This is a genomic window from Globicatella sanguinis NBRC 15551, from assembly GCF_001552295.1.
In the GTDB taxonomy this organism is placed as follows: domain Bacteria; phylum Bacillota; class Bacilli; order Lactobacillales; family Aerococcaceae; genus Globicatella; species Globicatella sanguinis.
Genome location: NZ_BCQX01000033.1, coordinates 1 through 19717, shown reverse-complemented (window position 1 = coordinate 19717; position 19717 = coordinate 1). Strand labels below are relative to the sequence as shown.

At 39.7% G+C, this 19717-nt stretch carries 17 protein-coding genes; 4 read left to right on the top strand and 13 right to left on the bottom strand.

What is annotated here, in order from left to right:
- Positions 1-52 precede the first annotated feature (52 nt).
- From GSA01S_RS04310 to coaA, 13 genes are all read right to left on the bottom strand, one after another.
- Positions 53-988, bottom strand: coding sequence for a conjugal transfer protein (locus GSA01S_RS04310; protein ID WP_001224320.1), 936 nt, complete (start codon positions 986-988; stop codon positions 53-55).
- Positions 985-1986: a bifunctional lytic transglycosylase/C40 family peptidase gene (locus GSA01S_RS04305; protein WP_000769868.1), complete on the bottom strand. Its 1002-nt coding sequence runs from the start codon at positions 1984-1986 to the stop codon at positions 985-987. The genes GSA01S_RS04310 and GSA01S_RS04305 overlap by 4 nt, the downstream gene beginning before the upstream one ends.
- Complete coding sequence (locus GSA01S_RS04300; RefSeq protein ID WP_000804748.1) at positions 1983-4160, bottom strand: CD3337/EF1877 family mobilome membrane protein; 2178 nt, start codon at positions 4158-4160, stop codon at positions 1983-1985. Before GSA01S_RS04300 ends, GSA01S_RS04305 begins: the two co-directional genes overlap by 4 nt.
- 2 nt (positions 4161-4162) lie before the next feature.
- Positions 4163-6610, bottom strand: a complete 2448-nt coding sequence (gene tcpF / locus GSA01S_RS04295) for a conjugal transfer ATPase TcpF (RefSeq protein ID WP_000331160.1) — start codon at positions 6608-6610, stop codon at positions 4163-4165.
- A complete protein-coding gene (locus GSA01S_RS04290; protein WP_000723888.1) occupies positions 6594-6986 on the bottom strand; it encodes a conjugal transfer protein in 393 nt (130 codons plus the stop codon). The genes tcpF and GSA01S_RS04290 overlap by 17 nt, the downstream gene beginning before the upstream one ends.
- Positions 6987-7074: 88 nt before the next feature.
- On the bottom strand, positions 7075-7572 hold the full coding sequence (locus GSA01S_RS04285; RefSeq protein WP_000342539.1) for an antirestriction protein ArdA: 498 nt from the start codon (positions 7570-7572) through the stop codon (positions 7075-7077).
- A gap of 116 nt (positions 7573-7688) precedes the next feature.
- Complete coding sequence (locus GSA01S_RS04280; protein WP_001009056.1) at positions 7689-7910, bottom strand: hypothetical protein; 222 nt, start codon at positions 7908-7910, stop codon at positions 7689-7691.
- 42 nt (positions 7911-7952) lie between these two features.
- Complete coding sequence (mobT, locus tag GSA01S_RS04275) at positions 7953-9158, bottom strand: MobT family relaxase (RefSeq protein WP_000398284.1); 1206 nt, start codon at positions 9156-9158, stop codon at positions 7953-7955.
- 177 nt (positions 9159-9335) lie between these two features.
- A complete protein-coding gene (locus GSA01S_RS04265; RefSeq protein ID WP_000813488.1) occupies positions 9336-10721 on the bottom strand; it encodes an FtsK/SpoIIIE domain-containing protein in 1386 nt (461 codons plus the stop codon).
- A gap of 28 nt (positions 10722-10749) precedes the next feature.
- Entirely contained in the window at positions 10750-11136 is a 387-nt protein-coding gene (locus GSA01S_RS04260; protein WP_000985015.1) for a YdcP family protein, read from the bottom strand.
- A gap of 15 nt (positions 11137-11151) precedes the next feature.
- Positions 11152-11466 (bottom strand): YdcP family protein, encoded by a 315-nt coding sequence (locus GSA01S_RS04255; protein ID WP_000420682.1) that lies wholly within the window; start codon positions 11464-11466, stop codon positions 11152-11154.
- An 832-nt stretch (positions 11467-12298) separates the two neighbouring features.
- Positions 12299-13840 carry a glutamine-hydrolyzing GMP synthase gene (gene guaA, locus GSA01S_RS04250; protein WP_066125207.1) on the bottom strand — a complete coding sequence of 514 codons (1542 nt, stop codon included), beginning with the start codon at positions 13838-13840 and terminating at the stop codon, positions 12299-12301.
- 31 nt (positions 13841-13871) lie between these two features.
- Positions 13872-14804, bottom strand: coding sequence for a type I pantothenate kinase (coaA, locus tag GSA01S_RS04245; protein ID WP_066125201.1), 933 nt, complete (start codon positions 14802-14804; stop codon positions 13872-13874).
- A gap of 349 nt (positions 14805-15153) precedes the next feature.
- Between coaA and mvk the strand changes: the two genes are divergently transcribed.
- The 4 genes from mvk (at position 15154) to fni (ending at position 19513) form a co-directional block, all read left to right on the top strand.
- Positions 15154-16158, top strand: coding sequence for a mevalonate kinase (gene mvk / locus GSA01S_RS04240; protein WP_245631271.1), 1005 nt, complete (start codon positions 15154-15156; stop codon positions 16156-16158).
- Positions 16159-16242: 84 nt separating this feature from the next.
- Positions 16243-17235, top strand: a complete 993-nt coding sequence (gene mvaD / locus GSA01S_RS04235) for a diphosphomevalonate decarboxylase (RefSeq protein WP_306306901.1) — start codon at positions 16243-16245, stop codon at positions 17233-17235.
- A gap of 11 nt (positions 17236-17246) precedes the next feature.
- On the top strand, positions 17247-18401 hold the full coding sequence (locus GSA01S_RS04230; protein ID WP_066125199.1) for a phosphomevalonate kinase: 1155 nt from the start codon (positions 17247-17249) through the stop codon (positions 18399-18401).
- Between the two features lie 35 nt (positions 18402-18436).
- Positions 18437-19513, top strand: a complete 1077-nt coding sequence (fni, locus tag GSA01S_RS04225) for a type 2 isopentenyl-diphosphate Delta-isomerase (protein WP_066125197.1) — start codon at positions 18437-18439, stop codon at positions 19511-19513.
- The last annotated feature ends 204 nt before the right edge of the window (positions 19514-19717 follow it).

Here is a 19717-nt window from a genome sequence, read left to right as displayed (position 1 = left end):
AATTTTAGAACTTTCAGATTACAAAATAGCTGTAATAATGTACCAATATTTGTTATTCTATAATCTTCCAATTACTCCCGTTCTTTTCAAGTACCAAATCAAATTGAGATACCTGCGTTGCTTTGGTCTGCTGGTCGATATACTCCACTGTCAGCGATACCGTGACTTGATTATCCTTACGATTGTGAATAGGATTTACCAGTTCTTGAAAGATGTACTCTTTTCCGATTGGTTTTAATATCCCGTCATTCACATAGTAGGAAAGTTCACTGGCTGTCGCTGTAGGATAGAGCTTGAAGAACGTCGTTAAAAACTCATTGATTTCATTGGTTGTAATGGAATCAACCGTCCCCTCACTTTCAATGGCTTTTGGTTTATAACTTGATTTCTTAGGTATGTTGGTAATGGTCGGATTCTTAACCAGTACCATATTTCCAGAACCATCTACATAGACACTCACTATATAAGCAGAGTGGACGGTCTTTGTATTTTCTCCCTCTGTAATGAGCTGGTCTACACTGTAGGTTACATTAAACTCATTGTCGCCAGTTGGCTCTACCGTCCATATCTGAAATCCTCTTACAGAAGACGATACAGGAATATCTTTGCGTACTGTATCAACATTGAGAGCTTGAAGTTCATCTGTCAGATAGCCTTTTAGACTTTCCATTCGATTATCAATGGACTTATCGGATTGCTCCCATGAATAGTAGACTTTCGCAAAGTTCTCTACAAAATTTTCTACATGATGAGTATCAACGTATTCCTTTTCTATGATAGTTGTTTCGTGAATAGTATGAGTATCTATAGCTGTAAAGTGCTTGAATATCGCAAAGCTGAAACTAAGCCCTAAAAGTACCCACAAGGCAATCACAACCTTTTTATGAGGATTGACCTTATAGTAGACACGAGGTTTCTTTTCCTTTGGTATCTGTTTTTCTTTATTCTGATTTTTTCTAAATTTCATCATTAAATCTTCCTTTCTCATTGTTTGATTCGTCCTGCTCCCACTAAATGCTGTTGCCAGTAGGGGCTTGTTAAGTCGGCATAACCGATTGGGTCGCCTGCATGAAACATACGGTTATTGCCAAGGTATATCCCAACATGAGTAATATAAGAGCCAGCGTTATAGGTAGAATGAAAGAAAACCAAATCGCCAGCTTGTGCTTCCGATAGTGGGATATGCTGGGTCACATCATATTGCTGTTGTGCGGTTCGTGGTAAGTTAATTCCAGCTTTTCCATACGTCCATTGTGTCAGTCCGCTACAATCAAAAGAAGTAGTCGGGGAAGCTCCACCGTAAACGTATCGCCAGCCCTCATATTTCAGTGCTTCGTCCATGATGGCTTGTACCGTATCATCATCAAACTCTGTTGTGACAAGATACTGCGTTACCAGTTGCACATAAAACATATTGCCATAGTTGTATCGCCAGCCCCCATTGATAGGTATGGCTATGGGATTGGGGTAAGACACTTTTTCGCCACCTGAATACTCTTTTGAGAAACTTTGAGCCAGTTCAAAGGTATATTTATTTCCACGATTAGCCACATACCCTAAGAAACCACCACCATAATTGTAGGACTGGATAACCGATTCTAAATCTACACTGAGCCTTTCGCTACTGGCTAATAATTCACTGAAATACTTCACACCTTGCTTAATGGATTCTTCTGTACTCAATGAATTAGGTGGAAGACCGAGGGATTCCGAGGACTGCATAACATCTTCCGCAGTACCGCCCGATTCCACCTGTATAATCGCAAGAAGTATGTTGACATATTCTTCAACGCCATATTCTTTGGCATATTTTTCTACCATAGGCTTATGAGCCAGCACTTCTGCGGAAACATTCACACCTCCATAATGAATATTGGAAATTCCGCTGTCCTGTTCATCTGAAAATAAAATGGCAACAAACAGAAGCAGTGAGAAGACCATCAAGAATAATCCAGAACCACCAATCACTAAAGTTTTCAACTTCATGGTTTCTTACCGACTTTCTTAATGGTGGCGGTTTTGATTGGTGGTCTACTTCTTGTATTTTGTAGTGGTACTCTTTGAACAGTAGACGGACGTTCTTTTGTGATTGGACGTTGTGAAGTTCTATCTGCTGTAGTGGTTGAAGTTGCTGGCTTTTGAACGGTTTTTTCTTGAACGGTATTGCCTTGGCGTTCCACTTTTGGACTTGAAAAATCGGACTTAACTGCTGGACGCTCTTGTTTGGCTTGTTGAGATTCCTTATATGAAGTCTGAATATTAGACTGTTTTGAGGTCTGTTCATCATGATATTGTTCTTGTCTTGTAGTCGGTCTTTCATGAACAGAAGAAGCAGGCTGTTTTTTCTGTTTGACCTGTTCCATTTCAGAGCGACGCTTCGCAATGGTTTTTCGCCTTTGTTCCTGCTGTTCCTTGCGTCCACTGGCTCTGTCCGCTTTGGTTTGAGAAATACTACTGGTTAAATCACGGACATTCTCTTTTACTTTGGATTTTCCTTGATATACTGCATATCTTGCATTGGTCGGCAAATCTTTAACCTGTTCTTTCAAACCACTAGCAGTGTCTACCATTCTGTCTTTGGTATCAGCTACTGTACCGATGGTTTGACCGATACGTTTTCCAAGTGTTGATTTTTCCTTTCCGTCTGGTCGGGAGTGATCTGCTTGTGTCCTTGCAGAACTCCCCGAACCCGACTGTCCTTTTTTACCTGTAACAATGGCAGACCCAGCCCCTAGAGTAGTCATGGAACGTCCAAGTTTCCGCTGTAGACGGTGCATGTGAGCGTGCATAAGCATACGAGGTTTTCTCATCACACGACTTCCCACACTTTGAGAATCGTTACTCTGTAGAGAAAACATACTCATTAAATCGCCCAGCTTGAAGTAGATTCCTGCAAAGGTCACAATCTGTAGAAAAGCAATCAAAAAGAACGGATAACCAGCCGATAAGGTATAGAGCATGGTTGAAATACTAAATGCTGTCGTAATAATCAATGTGATTCCAGCTCGTGTCAAAATGGTATTAAAGAGCTTTGTTATGGCTCGTTTTGACATACCATCAAATGATGGAATCATGCTTAAAATAAAGCTCACAGGCAGAAACATAGCATAGATGATAAAAAGTACCTGCGAGAAAATCATGATTCCTGTTAATAGGAATACAAATATGGAAATCCCAATATTGAAGACAAATAGGAAGAAGACTGTACCTAAACGGTTAATGGTCTTTGTAATGGTTAGATTGGTATTGCTTCTGTCTTCAATTTCTTCCGCAACAATTTTTTCTCTGTCTTCGCCATTGTTGGAATCTGGGCTGGTGGAGAGCAGGCTTTCCACACGGTCAATACCGATACTTTCAATGTCTGAACTGTTGTATTGAAGCAGTAGCCACGGTTGCTGAACCTGTATGGAAAACAGGCTATCTCTGATTAAGTCCACGCTGTCCTTGCCTTGACTATCGGAATGGGGCATGACAATCTTCGTGCCAAGTGATAAACTGGCATTACTGATGTCTGATGAAAAGTCATTGATTTTTTTAATGTAGTCGGGAGCGTAGGCAATAAAGGAAGCCGATAGGATAAACACCAGCACAAAATTCATAATGGCATGAATTGCCTTTGTGGTTTCTCTCTTTATCAGTCCCGTATAGGCAACATAAACCCCAAGAACCAAAATCAAGAGTAAGAGGAATCCAACATAGAAACCCTCTGTTGAAAATCCGTTTGCACTCACACCAGCTAAGGTCTGCATATTCTTACCAATGGAATCTGCTGTAGCGGAAATGAAGTCTAAGGAATAGGCTTCCTGTACTAAGTAACCTGTCGCATTGGAAACATACAAACTGATTGTCCAAATAAAATTGGTAATGGCATATAGTCCATACATGACCTGTTTTCCAATCCCGTCCGACCAGTTCCACGGAAGCCAGCCCCAGCTATTATCCACATAAAAATCCAGTTGATAGTTTTCAAGTGGGTATCGGCTGTATTCATTTGCCACATTGACCGTATCATCTACCAAGCCCGCAGCTTGAACCACCGTTCCCAGCATGGCTAAAAGAAAAATGGCAATCACAAGTGTGAAAGCCACTGTCATTGCCACTTTACCTAGACGTTTCAGCGTCCAGTTTGATTTTATTCTGTTTACTATTGATGGTTTCACATTTACACCTCTTTTCGCACAGGTGGTCTGGTATCAAAGGCATGGAGCAGTTCTTCAAATACAGGGTGGAACTGTATCACACCGACACGACCATATAAATCACTGATAAGGCATTGCCCGTTTTCCAAATCACGCAATCGCTTCTGATTGTTTTCGTCCTCTGGGTCTACACCAAAAAAGGCTAAGGTCTTTTTAATCTCGTTAAGGTCAGTGGAACGAAATGCAAATTTTAAGCCGAGGTTATTTTTCAGTTTTTCATCTAAGAGGTCGTCTGTATTTTGGGTCACGAAATATACCCCAGCGTTCATAGCACGACCAGCCCGAACCAGCTTCATAGATAGTGTTTTTCCTTGTGCTACCTGTAAAAAGCTCCATGCTTCGTCTAAATCTACAATCTTGAAAATGCTTCGGTCTGTATGGATAAAGTCTAAAGCAAAGGTACTAATGACAATCAGCATAGCAACGGATAAAAGCTCCATAGTGGTATATTCCTCAAAGGAAGTTTCCTTGTCGGGAAGTACCAAGTCCGCAACCTGTATAATGTTCAGTTGTTTTTCTAAGCTGATAGACTGCTCCACATAACCATTACTGAATAATAAATGTGCAAAGTCATAGTCTGTAAAACTTTCGATATGGTCGGCTATACTGGTACTTAGTGGCGTATTCTCAACCCGTAATTCCTCAATCACTTTCATCAACCCTCGTACTTCACTATTGGTTACTGCACGAATGGCTTTTCTAAGGATTGGGAAGCGTTCCCCATCACGAGAGGAAATCCCCGTAAGGAATGTCAGAATATCAATAGCCAGTGATTCAGAATCTTTGGGATTTTTCATAATCACATAAGGGTCAAGTAAGCCTTTGTTTTTCTCATCAGAAGTCAGAGTGACGATATTGATTTCATGGGAAATCTCTGGCAAGGTTTCTTTCCATCTGCCACGTTCTGCTTTTGGGTCTACAATCACTGCTTGTGCCCCATAAAGCACCGCATAATAGACGATAAGGTTATTCGCAAAGGATTTACCACCACCCAGCGAACCAACAAAAGCCGACGCTAACGCATTGGTTACTGAACCCTTAACCCCTTGACTGGCAAGAGCAGGTTTCAGATAGACATTGCGTCCAGTATCTAAGCTGTAGCCAACATAAATCCCCTCATTTTCCCCCAGCATTTGAGTAGCACCAAAACCTAAACCAGCGAGGAAATCAGAGGTCACGTATTGAATATAATCATTCATATAACGCTTGCTGGCAGGTAAAAATTCTTCATGTAAGCCGAGCATATCCCCAAATGGTCGTACCAGTTTTACGCTTAAATCGTCATAAAAATCTTTCACTTCATTACAACGACGTTTGAGTTCGTCAAGATCATTTGCTGATACCCTTACCACATAAGACAGCTTGTACATAGATTCCTTGCTTTGGTCTAAATTGGTTTCCAGCTCATTCACACTTTCCAGAGCTTCCGCCACATTGGAGCTGGTTTCATTATCACTTTGCCAAGCGTGGTTATCCAAGTCTTTCAGTTCTTTCTTTTTATTGCGGACAGTAGATAGGGCTTTACGATTCGCTACAATTTCCACATTCATTGACGTATCAATCGGGAATGTAAATTGCTGTTGCTGGTAGTAGAAGATTTCAGAGGACGGGAAGTCCAGTTCTCCGACAATGCTGTTAATGGTAAAGTAAGCTACATAGACGGTTTCATCTTCCTGCTGGATTTTCAAATATCGCTGTTTTTCTTCCACCAAACAGCGAGTAGGCTTAATCAAGTCATAGTATTTAATCAGCGTTTCATTATCCAGCTTTTTCTTTGATAGATGGTACTCATACTCTTCATAGGCAGTGCCTGTCTGTCCGTAAAGGTGTTCAATCAGATAGCCGAAGTCGTCCTTATCTAACCTGCGGATTTTGAAACGACGAGAGATTTTATTTTCTAAGAGCTTTTCCATCTTCTGAAAACGCAGGATTTCATCATTACTCATACTAACAAAATCGCCCATCAGCTTATGGTTCACATCATAGACAAAATCAGACAAAGCATTTTTTGCTTCAACGGTAAGACTTTTCATAGAAAACTCCTGATCGTTGAGAAGCAACTTAAAGCCGATAAAGAAACGGTAGTTCACTTGATTTTCGCCAATCATGGATATTAAAGCGTCTGTCTGTTGGTCGATTTTGTCATAGGCAACCGCTTTGAGCTTGCCAGTGACTTCATTTTTGGAACGCTCTTGTGCAGAACGTATGCTGGATTCTGTACTGATTTGTAAAGCATGAATTTTGCCATCACGATTTTGTGCGATAAGCTGTCTGAAAGAATCATGCACTTGTATTTTCTGTTCTGGACTTAGAAATGAGTAATTGTAAGGAACAAGCTCATAGTAAGCATAACATTCCCCGTCTTTATTCCAGACGAGATTGTTTTCAATGTATTTAATTGGATATGCCATAAAATTCACTCCTAACTGCTGTAATGGCTTCTTGTGGCTGGTTTCTGCCAAGCGTTACTTTTTTTCCTGCATAGGTCAGCTTTGGTCGCAGTGCATAAGCAATGACAGACTTCAAAAATCCATAAGGCTTTTTACCATCAAAAGTTTTTGTAGACATAAACCATGTGAAAGCCACAGGAATCCCAAAGTATTTGAGAAATGCTCCCTCTATCATGGAAAGAGGGGGCAAGTTGCCAAGTATCATCACTGCAAAGAGTGACACGACAAACCATGTCATTTGCGTAAAGGTTATGGGAAACGGAAGTCTAAAATCATTGATAGAATACAGTACCTTTTCCACAGACCAGATACTGGTATAGCTTCGTATTTTCTTCATGTAATCAATCCTTTCATAAAAAATAGGGGTAGCTGATTGAGCCACCCCGTAAAATAGAAAATCTGCCAGTAGTAATGTACCGACAGATTTAATAGACGATTTCAAAAATCCCATGATTGGTTGAGATAAACGTTCCTGAAAGGTCTAAATCCCGACCATAGGCTTGATAATCAATATAGTTTTGAAGACTAGCTGGTACTTCGCCTAAAGCACCCGTTTCTTCAATGTAGTAGCGTGCCACGTCATACATATCATCACAATCGGAATGAATGATAATATCCTCTTGATGTTCGCTTAGTTCTTCAATGCTTGAAAAATGAGTGAGCAGAGCAGATAGCTCCGATTGTAATTCTTCGGGTAATTCCGATACCATTTCCCATAGTCGATTGAGTTCGCCAATGGAAGTGTATTCGTCAACCGTAAAGGGTAACTCGTAGTCATGAATGGCGTATTCCTCATATTCATCATTCAAGCCGATTTTCTCTTTGACTTCCTCAAAGTCAATGGGAAAGGTAAACCACGCACCGACCAATTCGCCCTCATTGTATTTGCCTAAATTCGCAATATAGACTTGCATATCGTCCATATATTCACGTCCTTTCTTTGTAGAGATTCAAAAATCCCTACCGCACTTCGTTTGGTGTACCATTCCTTTGCGGAACATAAGAAAACCACTTATATTCCACAAAAGAACGGTTTTATTTAAGCACCAATAATGCGATTGAATAGCTCTAGTAAAATGTCTTTTACTCCAGCAGCGTTGAAGACTAAGCCAACCGCAATAATCGCAATAATTAAAAAGCCAATCAGTTTGCTAAACTCACGCTTGAAGCCAAGATACAAGCCAATCACAACGATTGCTAAAAGCACCAGTGATTGAGCGTTTGATAGAAACCAGTTATAAAGGTTTTGTCCAAAATTCATAAAAATGTTCTCCTCTCTATATTCAATGAATTTGTATTTGAGTTATTTTTTTGTTGTTATCACGTCCTGTTCTTTTACTGACTGTTGCTTCAAAATCTGCTTGTGTCGGTCTGTCAGTTTCGCATGGTCGAGAATGTCTTTTACAACCTGCGTCTGGTTGATTTCATCAAGTTTAATCGCAACCTTTAAGGTCGGGGCAACTTGATGAGATAGCCAGTTCAGCGTCCTTTGGAAGGAGTAAGGCTCTGGTTTTGTGGTTAGTTTTAATCGTTCACGATTGTTCCCAATAAACCAAGCCCATTCTTCATTCAGTTTCCAATCAGAACGAGGTTTGGAATCGTCTTTATCTACAAAACGGATATACCGATTGATAATTTTAAAGGCGGTATGCTCTGGATTGTCATAGACGAGTAAATCACGGACTGCATAATAGGCACGCTCATTTTTCAATCGAATCTCAAAACGGTTTTTTACTTCTGCGTCTTCAATGGGAATATCATTTTTCTTGTACTGCTCGTAGTCCTTTTCATAGATACAGAAATAAACTTCACTTTGTAATGAACCGATATAGAGGGTGTTTCCCATACATTCCTTTTCCTCTTTGCGTACCAGTTCGCCACTGCGATAGCTTTTAAAACTGCGGAAGACGGAGATACATTCTTCCTGTTGGCACTTTTCAGTGAGTACAGGGATATTCAAAATCCCTGTCTTATCGTTAATGGCAAGGTCAAGGCGTTTCATCACACCGCCAGCCACCAAAACGTCCATAAAGAACTCATACCAGCTTCTTTGTTGTGCCAGAAGATAGCTTTCAAATTGTCTGCACCCACGACCTTTCAATTCCACCAGAACTCCTTTGTCCAGTTCATGGGAGCAAAGGACGAATATGTCGCCTAAAGCATAATGCTCTGAATAAGAATAGAAACCATAGTCCTCATGAAGAAAATAGGACAGTTTCAGTTGTAAGATGTTTTCGACCACCTGCTGTACGTCTGTTGTCGGAAAGCGAATCCTTACATAATCAAACAGCATTTCAAGGGGAGCGTCGGGATTGAAGCGTTCCAGAGCTTCCCAAAGGGACTGCTGTAAATCCTCTGATGGCTTGACTTTTCCTGTTTCAATATCGCTTAGATACTGCCTTGTAATACCAGTCGCAACAGCTAAACGGTTTTGAGATAGTCCATAAGCCAAGCGTTTTTCTTTTAAATGCTGTAACCAAGTTTGTTCATTCAGTAAAAATCCCTCCAATCAAAAAGGCGTATGTCAACTTTTAAAGCCCATTTGACATACGCTGAAATTTTGTAAATCCCTTGTAACCAAAGGATTTTCTAATGTTTTTTTGACTGTTTCCTGTCGATTTGTACCCCCCTGTTAGATACGGGGGGTTAAGTGCTGGCGTGGCTATTGCCACACCAGCCAGCAAGATCAGTCCACACCTGCGACTTCCGCTTCGCACGTCGCCTGCGTGGACTGTCTGCTGTTGGATAACTTTTTAATTTCCTCCAAGAAATCATATCCTTTTGGTACAAGGGGAGTATAAAACTCTGATATGACACTTGTTCCTACATCAACATAGCCACGACCTTTGATTCGCTTTAAGAAGAAATCCTTTTGTACGTCACTGCCAAACATCATGCCATAGCCCATTTCAGACATACGACCTAAAGCCACTCTGAAATTAAACTGATCACGGATTCCGTCGCCTAAATATTTTGCGTCTGGACGTTGACAAGCCAGTATTAGAAAGAAGCCAGCTTGACGACCTAACATGACAATCTGTTTCAGCTTATTCATAACTGCGGTGTTTTCTTTTGTTCCCAGCATTTCCATGAAAGCGACGTATTCATCAAAGATTAAGAAGTGTGCCGGGAGACCTAAGTAAGCATAATTTTTGCCAGTCTTATAGTTCTTCATCTGCTTCATTTCCTCACTACGTTTCATCATTTCTTCATAGAATGTTTCAATGCAAGAAAGCAAGTCTTCTTTTCTATAGTAGACATTTGCCATCACAGAACCTAAGTCCGCAAGGTCAGCATTTTTCGGGTCAAGAATATACAGTTTTGAATCTGTATGAAGCAAGGCTTCAATCAGTGTCAGTATAAAGTAAGTTTTACCGCCACCTGTACCACCAGCAATCAACATATGAGGGAGCTTATCATATTCCCACCATACGTTTTTCATTAAGCGAAGTTTACCATCTTTAGCTTCTACTTCATCAATAGAAATACGACTGGCTATGGTGTCATAGAGCAAAGTATATTCCACATAGGAATCCTTTAACTCTTTATCCGTCAGCTCACAGTACAAGCCACTCTCTAATTTCTTTTCCAAGTGTAAGAGTTGGTCTTGATATTTTCCCAGCGTGATTTCCACCCGTATCTGTATCAAGCCATTTTTAAGTCGATAATACATTTTAGGGAAGTAGGTTATCTTTTCCTTTGTACGACCAGCACTATCTTTAAAGAAACCCTCTGTTTTGACCTGTTCAGATTCATACCACTTGTTTTCAAGTATCATCTTTGCCAGTTTTTGACGGTGGTAAAGTTGTTTAACCGTATCATAGCGAACCCGTTTGAATACAAACGCTACCAGCAAGCAGATAAGAATTGCGACACTGAAACTGATAATTAAATAGGGAATGTCAATCTTATCTGCTTGTGATAGGTTAAAATCCTGCCAGTTGATCTGCTGGATTGTCTTCACATGAAACAGTCCGACAACCAGCAGGAAAACAGGCAGGAGTGACGCTATCGTAAAATGAAAGACTAAATCTTTACCAGATGGGCGAATCCTTTTACCACGCTGTTTCATGCGAAAAAGTCTCCTTTCTACCTAGCGACTATTTGTCTTGTGTCGGTTCTTTCTTTGCTTGTGGTTGAGCTTTGAATGAACTAGAATCCTTTGTCAGCACAATATCGTCTGCCTTGATATACCAGTCAACATCTGCTCCTTGATAGGTGGCAGTAGCAACGGTGTCCGCAATGGGATTGATAAGTTCCACCCGTGCGTTATAATCAAACTCTTTCAAAGGCACGCTGGCAGGAATACTTACTTGAATCATGCGTCCTTGTCCTTTGGATTTTAAGTCATAGGTACGTTCCTTGATTTCATCTGAAACCGACCCGTCTTCATTTTGGATTCTCACTTCACGACGTAGAGCAGAGAATTTCAATTCTCCAAAAGTCGTGTCTTTATCTAATACAATGCCATTTGCTAATCTCATCATTTTTCCTCTCTTTCTTTATTCTTTTATCATGTCGTCAGCATGTAAAAGGTAATTTGTAAAACCACGAGTGCCGATTTTGTAGCCCTCTGCGGTAATACGTGGATTGACTAACTTCACACGTTCCTCAAAGCCGAAATGTTTTTCGCCAGCTTCAGCAGGAAGCACCACCACAATATCATCTGCTCTTTGAACATCAGAATAGAGATTATAGCTTCTTGATAAGACAGTTAGCCGTCCGTTGATTCTTCGCTGAACGACTTTATCCTCGCCAGCAAATTCTAAATTGCCGAATGTTTTTTCCATGTTGGGAATCACAAATTTAAGTTCCATATTTTTACCTATCCTTTCTTTTTTATTGGCTGAATGAATGTTTGATGGTCTTAAAGAGTGGGGAACGACCTTTTGATTCTTGATTTTTTGTTTTCATAAGTTCACTTCCTTTCAAAATCGGGTAAAAAAATAGACACCTCATTTTTTGAAGTGTCTACCTATTAAATATTCAAATTTTATTGGAAGTATCTTTATATCTTCACTTTTCAAGGATAAATCGTCGTATCAAAGCTCATTCATAAGTAGTAAATTAGTAGTAAATTGAGTGGTTTTGACCTTGATAAAGTGTGATAAGTCCAGTTTTTATGCGGATAACTAGATTTTTATGCTATTTTTAACGGGAAAAATATGTACGTAAAAAGACCGCAGCCTAAAGACTACGGTCTAATTTTTTGTCCAAATGTAAACCATTTGGAACTATTATTCAATTTATTCTTTTTTACTTCCAGTACCATTTGAGTACCGATAGCCATTTTTCATTCTCTATATAGCTTGTAATTAAGCCATTTTAGAAAATTTTGCGACTACTCCCATTCTTCTCATCAAGTCGCGCATTGCTCCTATTCGTCGCATTGCTTGTCCTTGATACGCAGATGGGCCGTCAACAACTCTGCTTTCGCCTTATGGCTCGGCAATCGTTGGACGGACGTAGAAATAATTTAACGTCCGCCTCCGCACTTTAATTTACTTTATACTGACCTTAAGGATTCTGGCAGTGGTTATCAGCCACTCATTTCGTCACATCAGTTCCTCATTCGCGGGATAACCTTGCCGGGGTAGTCCCAACAGCTCTTCCTTCGACTTCGTCTTGAAAATCGCTGGGACCTACTCCCTATTCCCACTCAATTGTTGCTGGTGGTTTACTTGTTATATCGTAAACTACGCGGTTGACGTGGGCTACTTCATTGACGATACGGGCACTGATCACTTGTAATACTTCCCATGGGATGCGGGCAAAGTCACTGGTCATACCGTCAATTGAGGTTACAGCACGAATACCAATTGTGTAATCATAAGTTCTGCCGTCACCCATTACGCCAACACTGCGGATGCCTGGTAAGACAGTAAAGTATTGCCATACATCGCGTTCTAAGCCAGCTTTGGCGATTTCTTCACGTAAGATGGCATCTGATTCACGCACGATTTCTAATTTATCTTCTGTAATTTCACCTAAGACACGGATTCCTAATCCTGGTCCTGGGAATGGTTGACGCCATACAATGGAGTCTGGCATCCCTAAGGCTGTCCCTAAGGCACGAACTTCGTCTTTGAATAAGGTATTCAATGGTTCGATTAATTCAAATTGCATGTCTTCTGGTAATCCACCGACATTATGATGTGATTTAATTGTTTGGGCGGTTTTAGTACCTGATTCAATAATATCAGTATACAACGTTCCTTGTGCTAAGAAGTCCACTCCTTGTAATTTAGATGCTTCATCATCAAAGACATAGACAAATTCATTACCGATAATTTTACGTTTTTGTTCTGGGTCACTAACGCCTGCTAATTTAGTTAAGAAGCGGTCTTTGGCATTAACGCGAATAATATTTAAGCCAAATTTTCCACCTAAAGCTTCCATTACTTGGTCGCCTTCGCCTTTACGTAATAAGCCGTGGTCCACAAAGATACAGGTTAATTGATCGCCAATGGCTTTTTGTAATAAGACACCTACAACTGAGGAATCTACACCTCCGGATAAGCCTAATAAGACTTTGCGGTCACCCACACGTTCTCTAATTTTCGCAATTTCAATCTCAATGAAGTTTTCCATTGACCAATCGCCTTTAGCTTCACAAATATTGAAGGCAAAATTACGTAACATTTCATTACCATGGATACTGTGACGTACTTCTGGATGGAACTGTACACCATAAATTTGGCGTTCTTCATTTTCAAAGGCAGCAAATGGGGTTTGGCTATTGCATGCGGTAACTGTAAATCCTTCAGGTATTTGGGTAATTAAGTCACCATGACTCATTAAGACATTTTCTGATTCACTTAAACCAGCAAATAAGCCTGTTTCTATATTTTTCACGTCAATGGCAGCTGTTCCGTATTCCTTTTTAATACCTGGTTCAACTTTTCCACCAAATAAATGGGTCGTCAGTTGCATACCATAACAAATCCCTAATACAGGGATGCCTAAATCAAAAATGGCTTTATCAACGGTAAAAGCATCTTCTGCGTATACGCTATGCGGTCCACCTGAAAAAATTACCCCGATAACATTACCTTCTGCTTTAATTTCTTCAGCAGTGGTATCATTAGGTAATAATTCACTAAATACACCAAATTCACGTAAACGTCGTGTGATTAACTGATTGTATTGGCTTCCAAAGTCCAAAACAACAATTTTTTCCATTTCTGTCATTGTTTGTGTCACAATTTTCCCTCCATAATAATTAATATTTTCGTACAGCAATTTTATCAACATAGTGATTAGTAGTCTTGTGAATAACCACATCAGCACGGTCTCTTGTTGGTAAAATGTGTTCGTTAAGATTGACTAAGTTTACCTCACGCCATACTTTCCTAGCGTATTCGTGAGCTTGATTGCGTGGCCATTTACTCATCTCATGATAGTAATTGTCCGGTTCTTGTTGCGCTAAATCCATTAACATATCAAATCGTTCAATATACCATTGACGAATTAACTCTTGCTTCGCATCAACATAGATTGATAAATCAAAAAAATCACTGACATAGATTTCTTGATTTTGTGGTAATTGTAGAACATTGATTCCTTCAATAATAAGAATATCAGAATTTTGAATCAGTTCATATTCCCCTTCCACGATATCATAAATATAATGTGAATAGATGGGATATTGGACGGGTTCATCACTAACTTTTACCTGTTTAATAAAGTCTAATAATAATTGCATATTATAGCTTTCAGGAAATCCTTTACGCGACATCAGATTGCGACGTTCCAATTCAGCGTTAGGATACAAAAATCCGTCTGTTGTCATATAGTTAATCGTTAAATCGGGATAGAACTGTTCTAATAATTGAGTTAAAACACGTGCTGTGGTACTTTTTCCCACGGCGACACTCCCACAAATACCAATAATGAAAGGTGGCAAGGTTTTACGAACAGGTTCTTTTGAGACTAAAAAGGCACGTTTTTCCTTCAAAAGACGAACTTGATTTTGGTAAACCATATCAATATAATCTACTAATGGACCATATACTTCTTTCACATCTTTTTGTGATAAGCGGTCGTTCAATGATACCAAGTCAGACAATCGTTCAATAGTATAAACGGATGGCCCATTTTGATGTAATTGTTGCCATTCTTCCCGAGTAAAGTTTTGAAATAATGGTGACTTCATTCGATTTTCCTTTTTCTACATATTTTGTTATAATCTTAATGTTATCAATGTCAAAATACAATTGATAAGCACTTGCTTTTCCATTGTAACATAAAATATTTAATCTTTCGCAAAAAAATGGTTATTTTTTATCGCTTTTTTAGAAAATTATCGTTATTATATTGAGAGTGGGTCAGAACTTGAAAATGAGCTTCTTTTCAATGTCTGTCCGTACCATCAATCAATCGATATCAACCCATTCCATCGGATGCGTTTGATATCATTCAAGTACTATACTAAAAATAAATACTATAAGCTTTGGAAAGTTGATTTAATTCTGACCAGACGCTTAAATTTAGGAGGTTTTTCGGTGTCAATCGAGCAATTCGAATCGTCTGAGTCGCTAAAGGAAAGTCAAGTCCCCCTTCATGATCAAGACTCACACGAAATCGGAGTTGGTACCGCTCATAGTAAAATTATCTTAATGGGTGAACATGCGGTAGTGTATGATTATCCTGCTATTGCGTTGCCTTTTCCTGCCGTAAAAGTGAATACAACTGCACGTCACTCTGATCGTGATTATATAGAACTTGATTGCCAATACTTTGTTGGAGATATTTCAATGGCTCCTAGCATTTTATTAAACATTGTTAAAGCAATCGAGTTAACATTAGAAACTTTTGAATTAGGACAGCCGTCTTTATCGATTAAAATTGTCAGTGACATCCCGCAAGAACGTGGGATGGGTTCGTCCGCTGCGGTATCAGTTTCAGTTGTTAGAGCCATTGCTGATTTATTCAAAGTGGAATTATCAGATTACCAATTACAATTTATCGTTAACCAAGCGGAAGTGATTGCCCATCAGTCAACTAGTGGGATTGATACTTTAATGACGAGTACGGCTCAGCCGATTATTTATCGCAAGAGTTTAGCGCCACATCATTTTGAATTAAACATTCCGGCCTATTTAATCGTGGCCGATAGTGGTCAAGCGGGTCAAACACGTTCAGCGGTACAACATGTAGCAGAGTTACGTAAACGCAAACCACTTTTTGTTGATAATTCAATGAAAGCGATTGGACAATTTGTTCATCAAGCTTATCAAATGATTGCACAGAAAAATGTTATCGAATTAGGACGTTTAATGACTTATAATCATTATTATCTTAACCAACTAGGGGTTTCGAATACCCATATCGATAAAATCGTCAATGCCGCTTGGATGGCTGGTGCTTTAGGTGCAAAACTAACCGGTAGTGGACGCGGAGGTTGTCTAATCGCCTTAGCAGAATCTAAACAAATGGCCCGTAAAGTTGCACGTGCCATGCGTGAAGCCGGTGCTGTTCAAACATGGTATTTAAATTTAGAAAGTTAATAAAAATAGATTTGTAGACTTTTGGTGAGTGTGTTCGTACGTACAATTAAAGGTCTGCATTTTTTTAATAAAGGAGGAATTCTTTTGTCTAAGAAAATTGGTTACTATCGTGCTAATACCAATATCGCCTTAATCAAATATTGGGGAAAACGCAATAAAGAATTGTTTTTACCGATGACTAGTAGTTTATCATTAACCTTAGATGCTTTTTATACCGATACGAAGGTTACTGTCGATTCAAATTTATCACAAGATTATTTTACTTTAGATGGTGTCGCTCAAAGTTATTCCGATACTCAAAAAGTATCAAAATTTGTCGATTTATTCCGTAAGTTAGCTGGCAGCCAAGAACATGTTCATATTGAAAGTGTCAACCATGTCCCAACTGCTGCGGGTCTCGCTTCTTCTGCCAGTGCCTTTAGTGCCTTAGCTTGTGCACTCAATCAAGCTTTTAATCTTAATTTAGATCAACGAACCCTTTCCACTATAGCCCGTCAAGGTTCTGGTAGTGCAAGTCGTAGTTTATTTGGTGGATTTGTTGAATGGCATAAAGGCAAAGGTGATGACTCCGATTCAAGTTATGCAGAACAAATCGCTGATGCTGACTGGGATATAGCAATGTTAGTCATTGTGATTAATGATCAAAAGAAAAAAATTAGTAGTCGTGTGGGTATGGAGCATACCATTCAAACTTCACCTTTTTTTGCCTTATGGCCACAAGAAGTTGAAAAAGACTTAGCCCTTATTAAAAAAGCCATTAAAGATAAAGATTTTAAAACTTTAGGCGAAGTAACCGAACATAATGCAATGAAAATGCATGCGACGACGATTGCTGCTAATCCTTCGCTTACTTATTGGGCACCGGATTCCATTACCGCTTTACAAGCTGTGCAATCGTTACGTGAAGACTTAGGTTTTGAATGTTACGCGACTATGGATGCCGGTCCAAATGTAAAAGTCTTATGCCGTAAAAGTGAAATCGACGCCTTATCTAAACAGTTATTAACTCATTTTAAACCCGAACAGCTCATCAAAGCTTATCCAGGTGAGGCACCGCGCCCATTACCCATCGATTAGGAGAACCCAAAATGCATTATAAAGACTTATTATTAGAAATAGATAGTGAACAGGCTTTTGTCACGCAAACCGTCTCCACTCCCGGAAAACTCTATATTGCTGGAGAATATGCGATTTTAGAACCAGGACAGGCCGCGATACTAGTGGCATTAGACGCTTACTTGTCTTGTACGGTCAGTTTAGCTACTGATAATTTGTCAGGAACTTTACAATCAACAACTATTCAAAATGAGCCTTTCAACTATACTCGTTCTACCCATAATCAACCGGGTTTAATGCCTTCTGCTATGTGGCCAAGACATTGGGCTTATGTTTTAAGTGCCATTGAAACAGTTGAACGTTTATTAGTTGAATTAAATCTTCCTCTACAAAATTATCATATTCAATATGAAACCGATTTGGAAGCTGAAAATGGTCGTAAATATGGTTTAGGTTCAAGTGGTGCCGTAACCGTCAGTACGATTCGGGCATTATTACGTTTCTATGGTTACTCAGCCAATCCATTAATTATCTATAAATTAGCGGCCATTGCTTCATTAAAGGTGTCTACAAAGGGAAGTTTTGGTGATCTGGCTGCCAGTGCTTATGGTGGTTGGATTTATTATCAATCCCCTGATCGTCAATGGCTAGCCGAACAAATCAAGGCAACACCTTCTTTAACCCAATTACTAGCTAAAGATTGGCCTCAGTTAGCAATTAGCCATTTAACGGTCCCACACTCTGTTGACTTGGTGATTGGTTGGACGGACGCACCGGCTTCGACGGATGAATTAGTCCATCGTTACCAACAACATCGTGACACCGAAAGTGACCTCTATCAACAATTTCTAGCCAATAGTCAGGCGACTGTACAACAATTAGCCCAAGATTTAGAAAATGGCGATGTGGCTCTCATTCAAAAAGGAATTGCTAAAGCGCGTCACTTATTAAGAAAGATGACGCGCCATTGGCAACTGCCACTTGAAACGAATCATTTAACTCAATTAATTGAAATCGCCCAATCGTATCAATATGAAGCAAAATCATCAGGTGCCGGTGGGGGCGATTGTGGCATTGCGATTGGATCTGCTTATTCAAATCGTCAAGGGCTAATTGACAGTTGGAAAGTCGCGAATATCATTCCGCTCCCTTATCAGGTTTCCCCACCCCTTACCGAGAGCAAGTAAATCATCAGGTCTTTATTCATATGAAAGGAGCTATCATGTTTCAATCTCAATTACCATCATTTTCACAAAAACGTAAAGATGACCATGTAAAATATGCGTTAGAACAACAATCTCAAAAGAAAATTTCAGCCTTTGAAGGCATCCGCTTTGTTCATCAGTCTTTCGCCCCTTTAACCTTAGACCAAATTCAACTAACAACTCATTGGGCTGATACCATTCATCAAGTACCCTTTTATATTAATGGCATGACCGGTGGCTCGGCTAAAACCAAACAATATAATGAAGCGCTAGGTCAAGTAGCCGCCGCAACCGGTTTAGCAATGGCGACCGGTTCTGTCAGTGGGGCTTTAAGTGACGAATCCGTCCGTGATAGCTTTACCATCGTGCGTAAAGTCAATCCCAACGGTTTTGTGATGGCCAATCTTGGAGCTCATCATGACCTTGAAAATGCTAAACGAGCGGTCGATTTATTAGAAGCCAATGCCTTGCAAATTCATCTGAATGTTCCTCAAGAAATTGTGATGCCAGAAGGTGATCGTGACTTTACGAGCTGGTCTAAAAACATTGAAACCATCGTACGCGAGTTGCCCGTTCCGGTTATCGTTAAAGAAGTTGGCTTTGGAATGAGTCGCGAAACGATTCAACATTTAATTCAATTAGGTGTTAAAAATATTGATGTCAGTGGCCGTGGTGGGACAAACTTTATCCAAATTGAAAATGAACGCCGCGAAAAATTAGATTATCAGGCCATTGCCGGCTGGGGACAAACCACCCCTGAATCATTACTAGAAGCACAACCTTTCTTAAATCAAACCACGATCTTAGCTAGTGGCGGGATTACCGATTACTTAGACATCGTCAAAGCCTTAGCCTTAGGAGCCAATGCCGTTGGCTTATCCGGTCGTTTCTTGCAGATGGTTCATGAACAAGGCGTTGAGCAGTCAATTGAAGTGATTGAAAATTGGAAAGAAGCCATTCAACATTTAATGTTAATGTTAAACGCCAAATCTGTTAAAGATTTACATCAGGTTAATTTAATATTATCATCTGACTTGCGAGACTGGGCCGATGCTCGCCAAATTGAATGGCGACATTTTGGGAATCGTCAATAATAAATCATCACTACAATATCCTTTGTTAGCAACAATTGTCTAACAATGGATATTGTTTTTTATTGGCTCTTTGTCAAGTAGTGTTGGTAAATAGTAATAGTTGCACTTGAACATTTGCTCAAGTGCTCTTTTTTTACTTAAATTAAGCTATCTCATTTTGCATTTCTAATTGTTTTTGGTATTCTTCCTCATATTTTTTAATGG

Coding starts and splice junctions, on each gene's coding strand:
- GSA01S_RS04285 (WP_000342539.1), bottom strand. CDS start 7,572: ATGGACGATATGCAAGTCTATATTGCGAATTTAGGCAAATACAATGAG.
- GSA01S_RS04265 (WP_000813488.1), bottom strand. CDS start 10,721: ATGAAACAGCGTGGTAAAAGGATTCGCCCATCTGGTAAAGATTTAGTC.
- GSA01S_RS04230 (WP_066125199.1), top strand. CDS start 17,247: ATGCATTATAAAGACTTATTATTAGAAATAGATAGTGAACAGGCTTTT.
- guaA (WP_066125207.1), bottom strand. CDS start 13,840: ATGACAGAAATGGAAAAAATTGTTGTTTTGGACTTTGGAAGCCAATAC.
- fni (WP_066125197.1), top strand. CDS start 18,437: ATGTTTCAATCTCAATTACCATCATTTTCACAAAAACGTAAAGATGAC.
- GSA01S_RS04305 (WP_000769868.1), bottom strand. CDS start 1,986: ATGAAGTTGAAAACTTTAGTGATTGGTGGTTCTGGATTATTCTTGATG.
- GSA01S_RS04255 (WP_000420682.1), bottom strand. CDS start 11,466: ATGGAACTTAAATTTGTGATTCCCAACATGGAAAAAACATTCGGCAAT.
- GSA01S_RS04290 (WP_000723888.1), bottom strand. CDS start 6,986: ATGAAGAAAATACGAAGCTATACCAGTATCTGGTCTGTGGAAAAGGTA.
- tcpF (WP_000331160.1), bottom strand. CDS start 6,610: ATGGCATATCCAATTAAATACATTGAAAACAATCTCGTCTGGAATAAA.
- GSA01S_RS04260 (WP_000985015.1), bottom strand. CDS start 11,136: ATGATGAGATTAGCAAATGGCATTGTATTAGATAAAGACACGACTTTT.
- GSA01S_RS04310 (WP_001224320.1), bottom strand. CDS start 988: ATGAGAAAGGAAGATTTAATGATGAAATTTAGAAAAAATCAGAATAAA.
- coaA (WP_066125201.1), bottom strand. CDS start 14,804: ATGAAGTCACCATTATTTCAAAACTTTACTCGGGAAGAATGGCAACAA.
- GSA01S_RS04280 (WP_001009056.1), bottom strand. CDS start 7,910: ATGAATTTTGGACAAAACCTTTATAACTGGTTTCTATCAAACGCTCAA.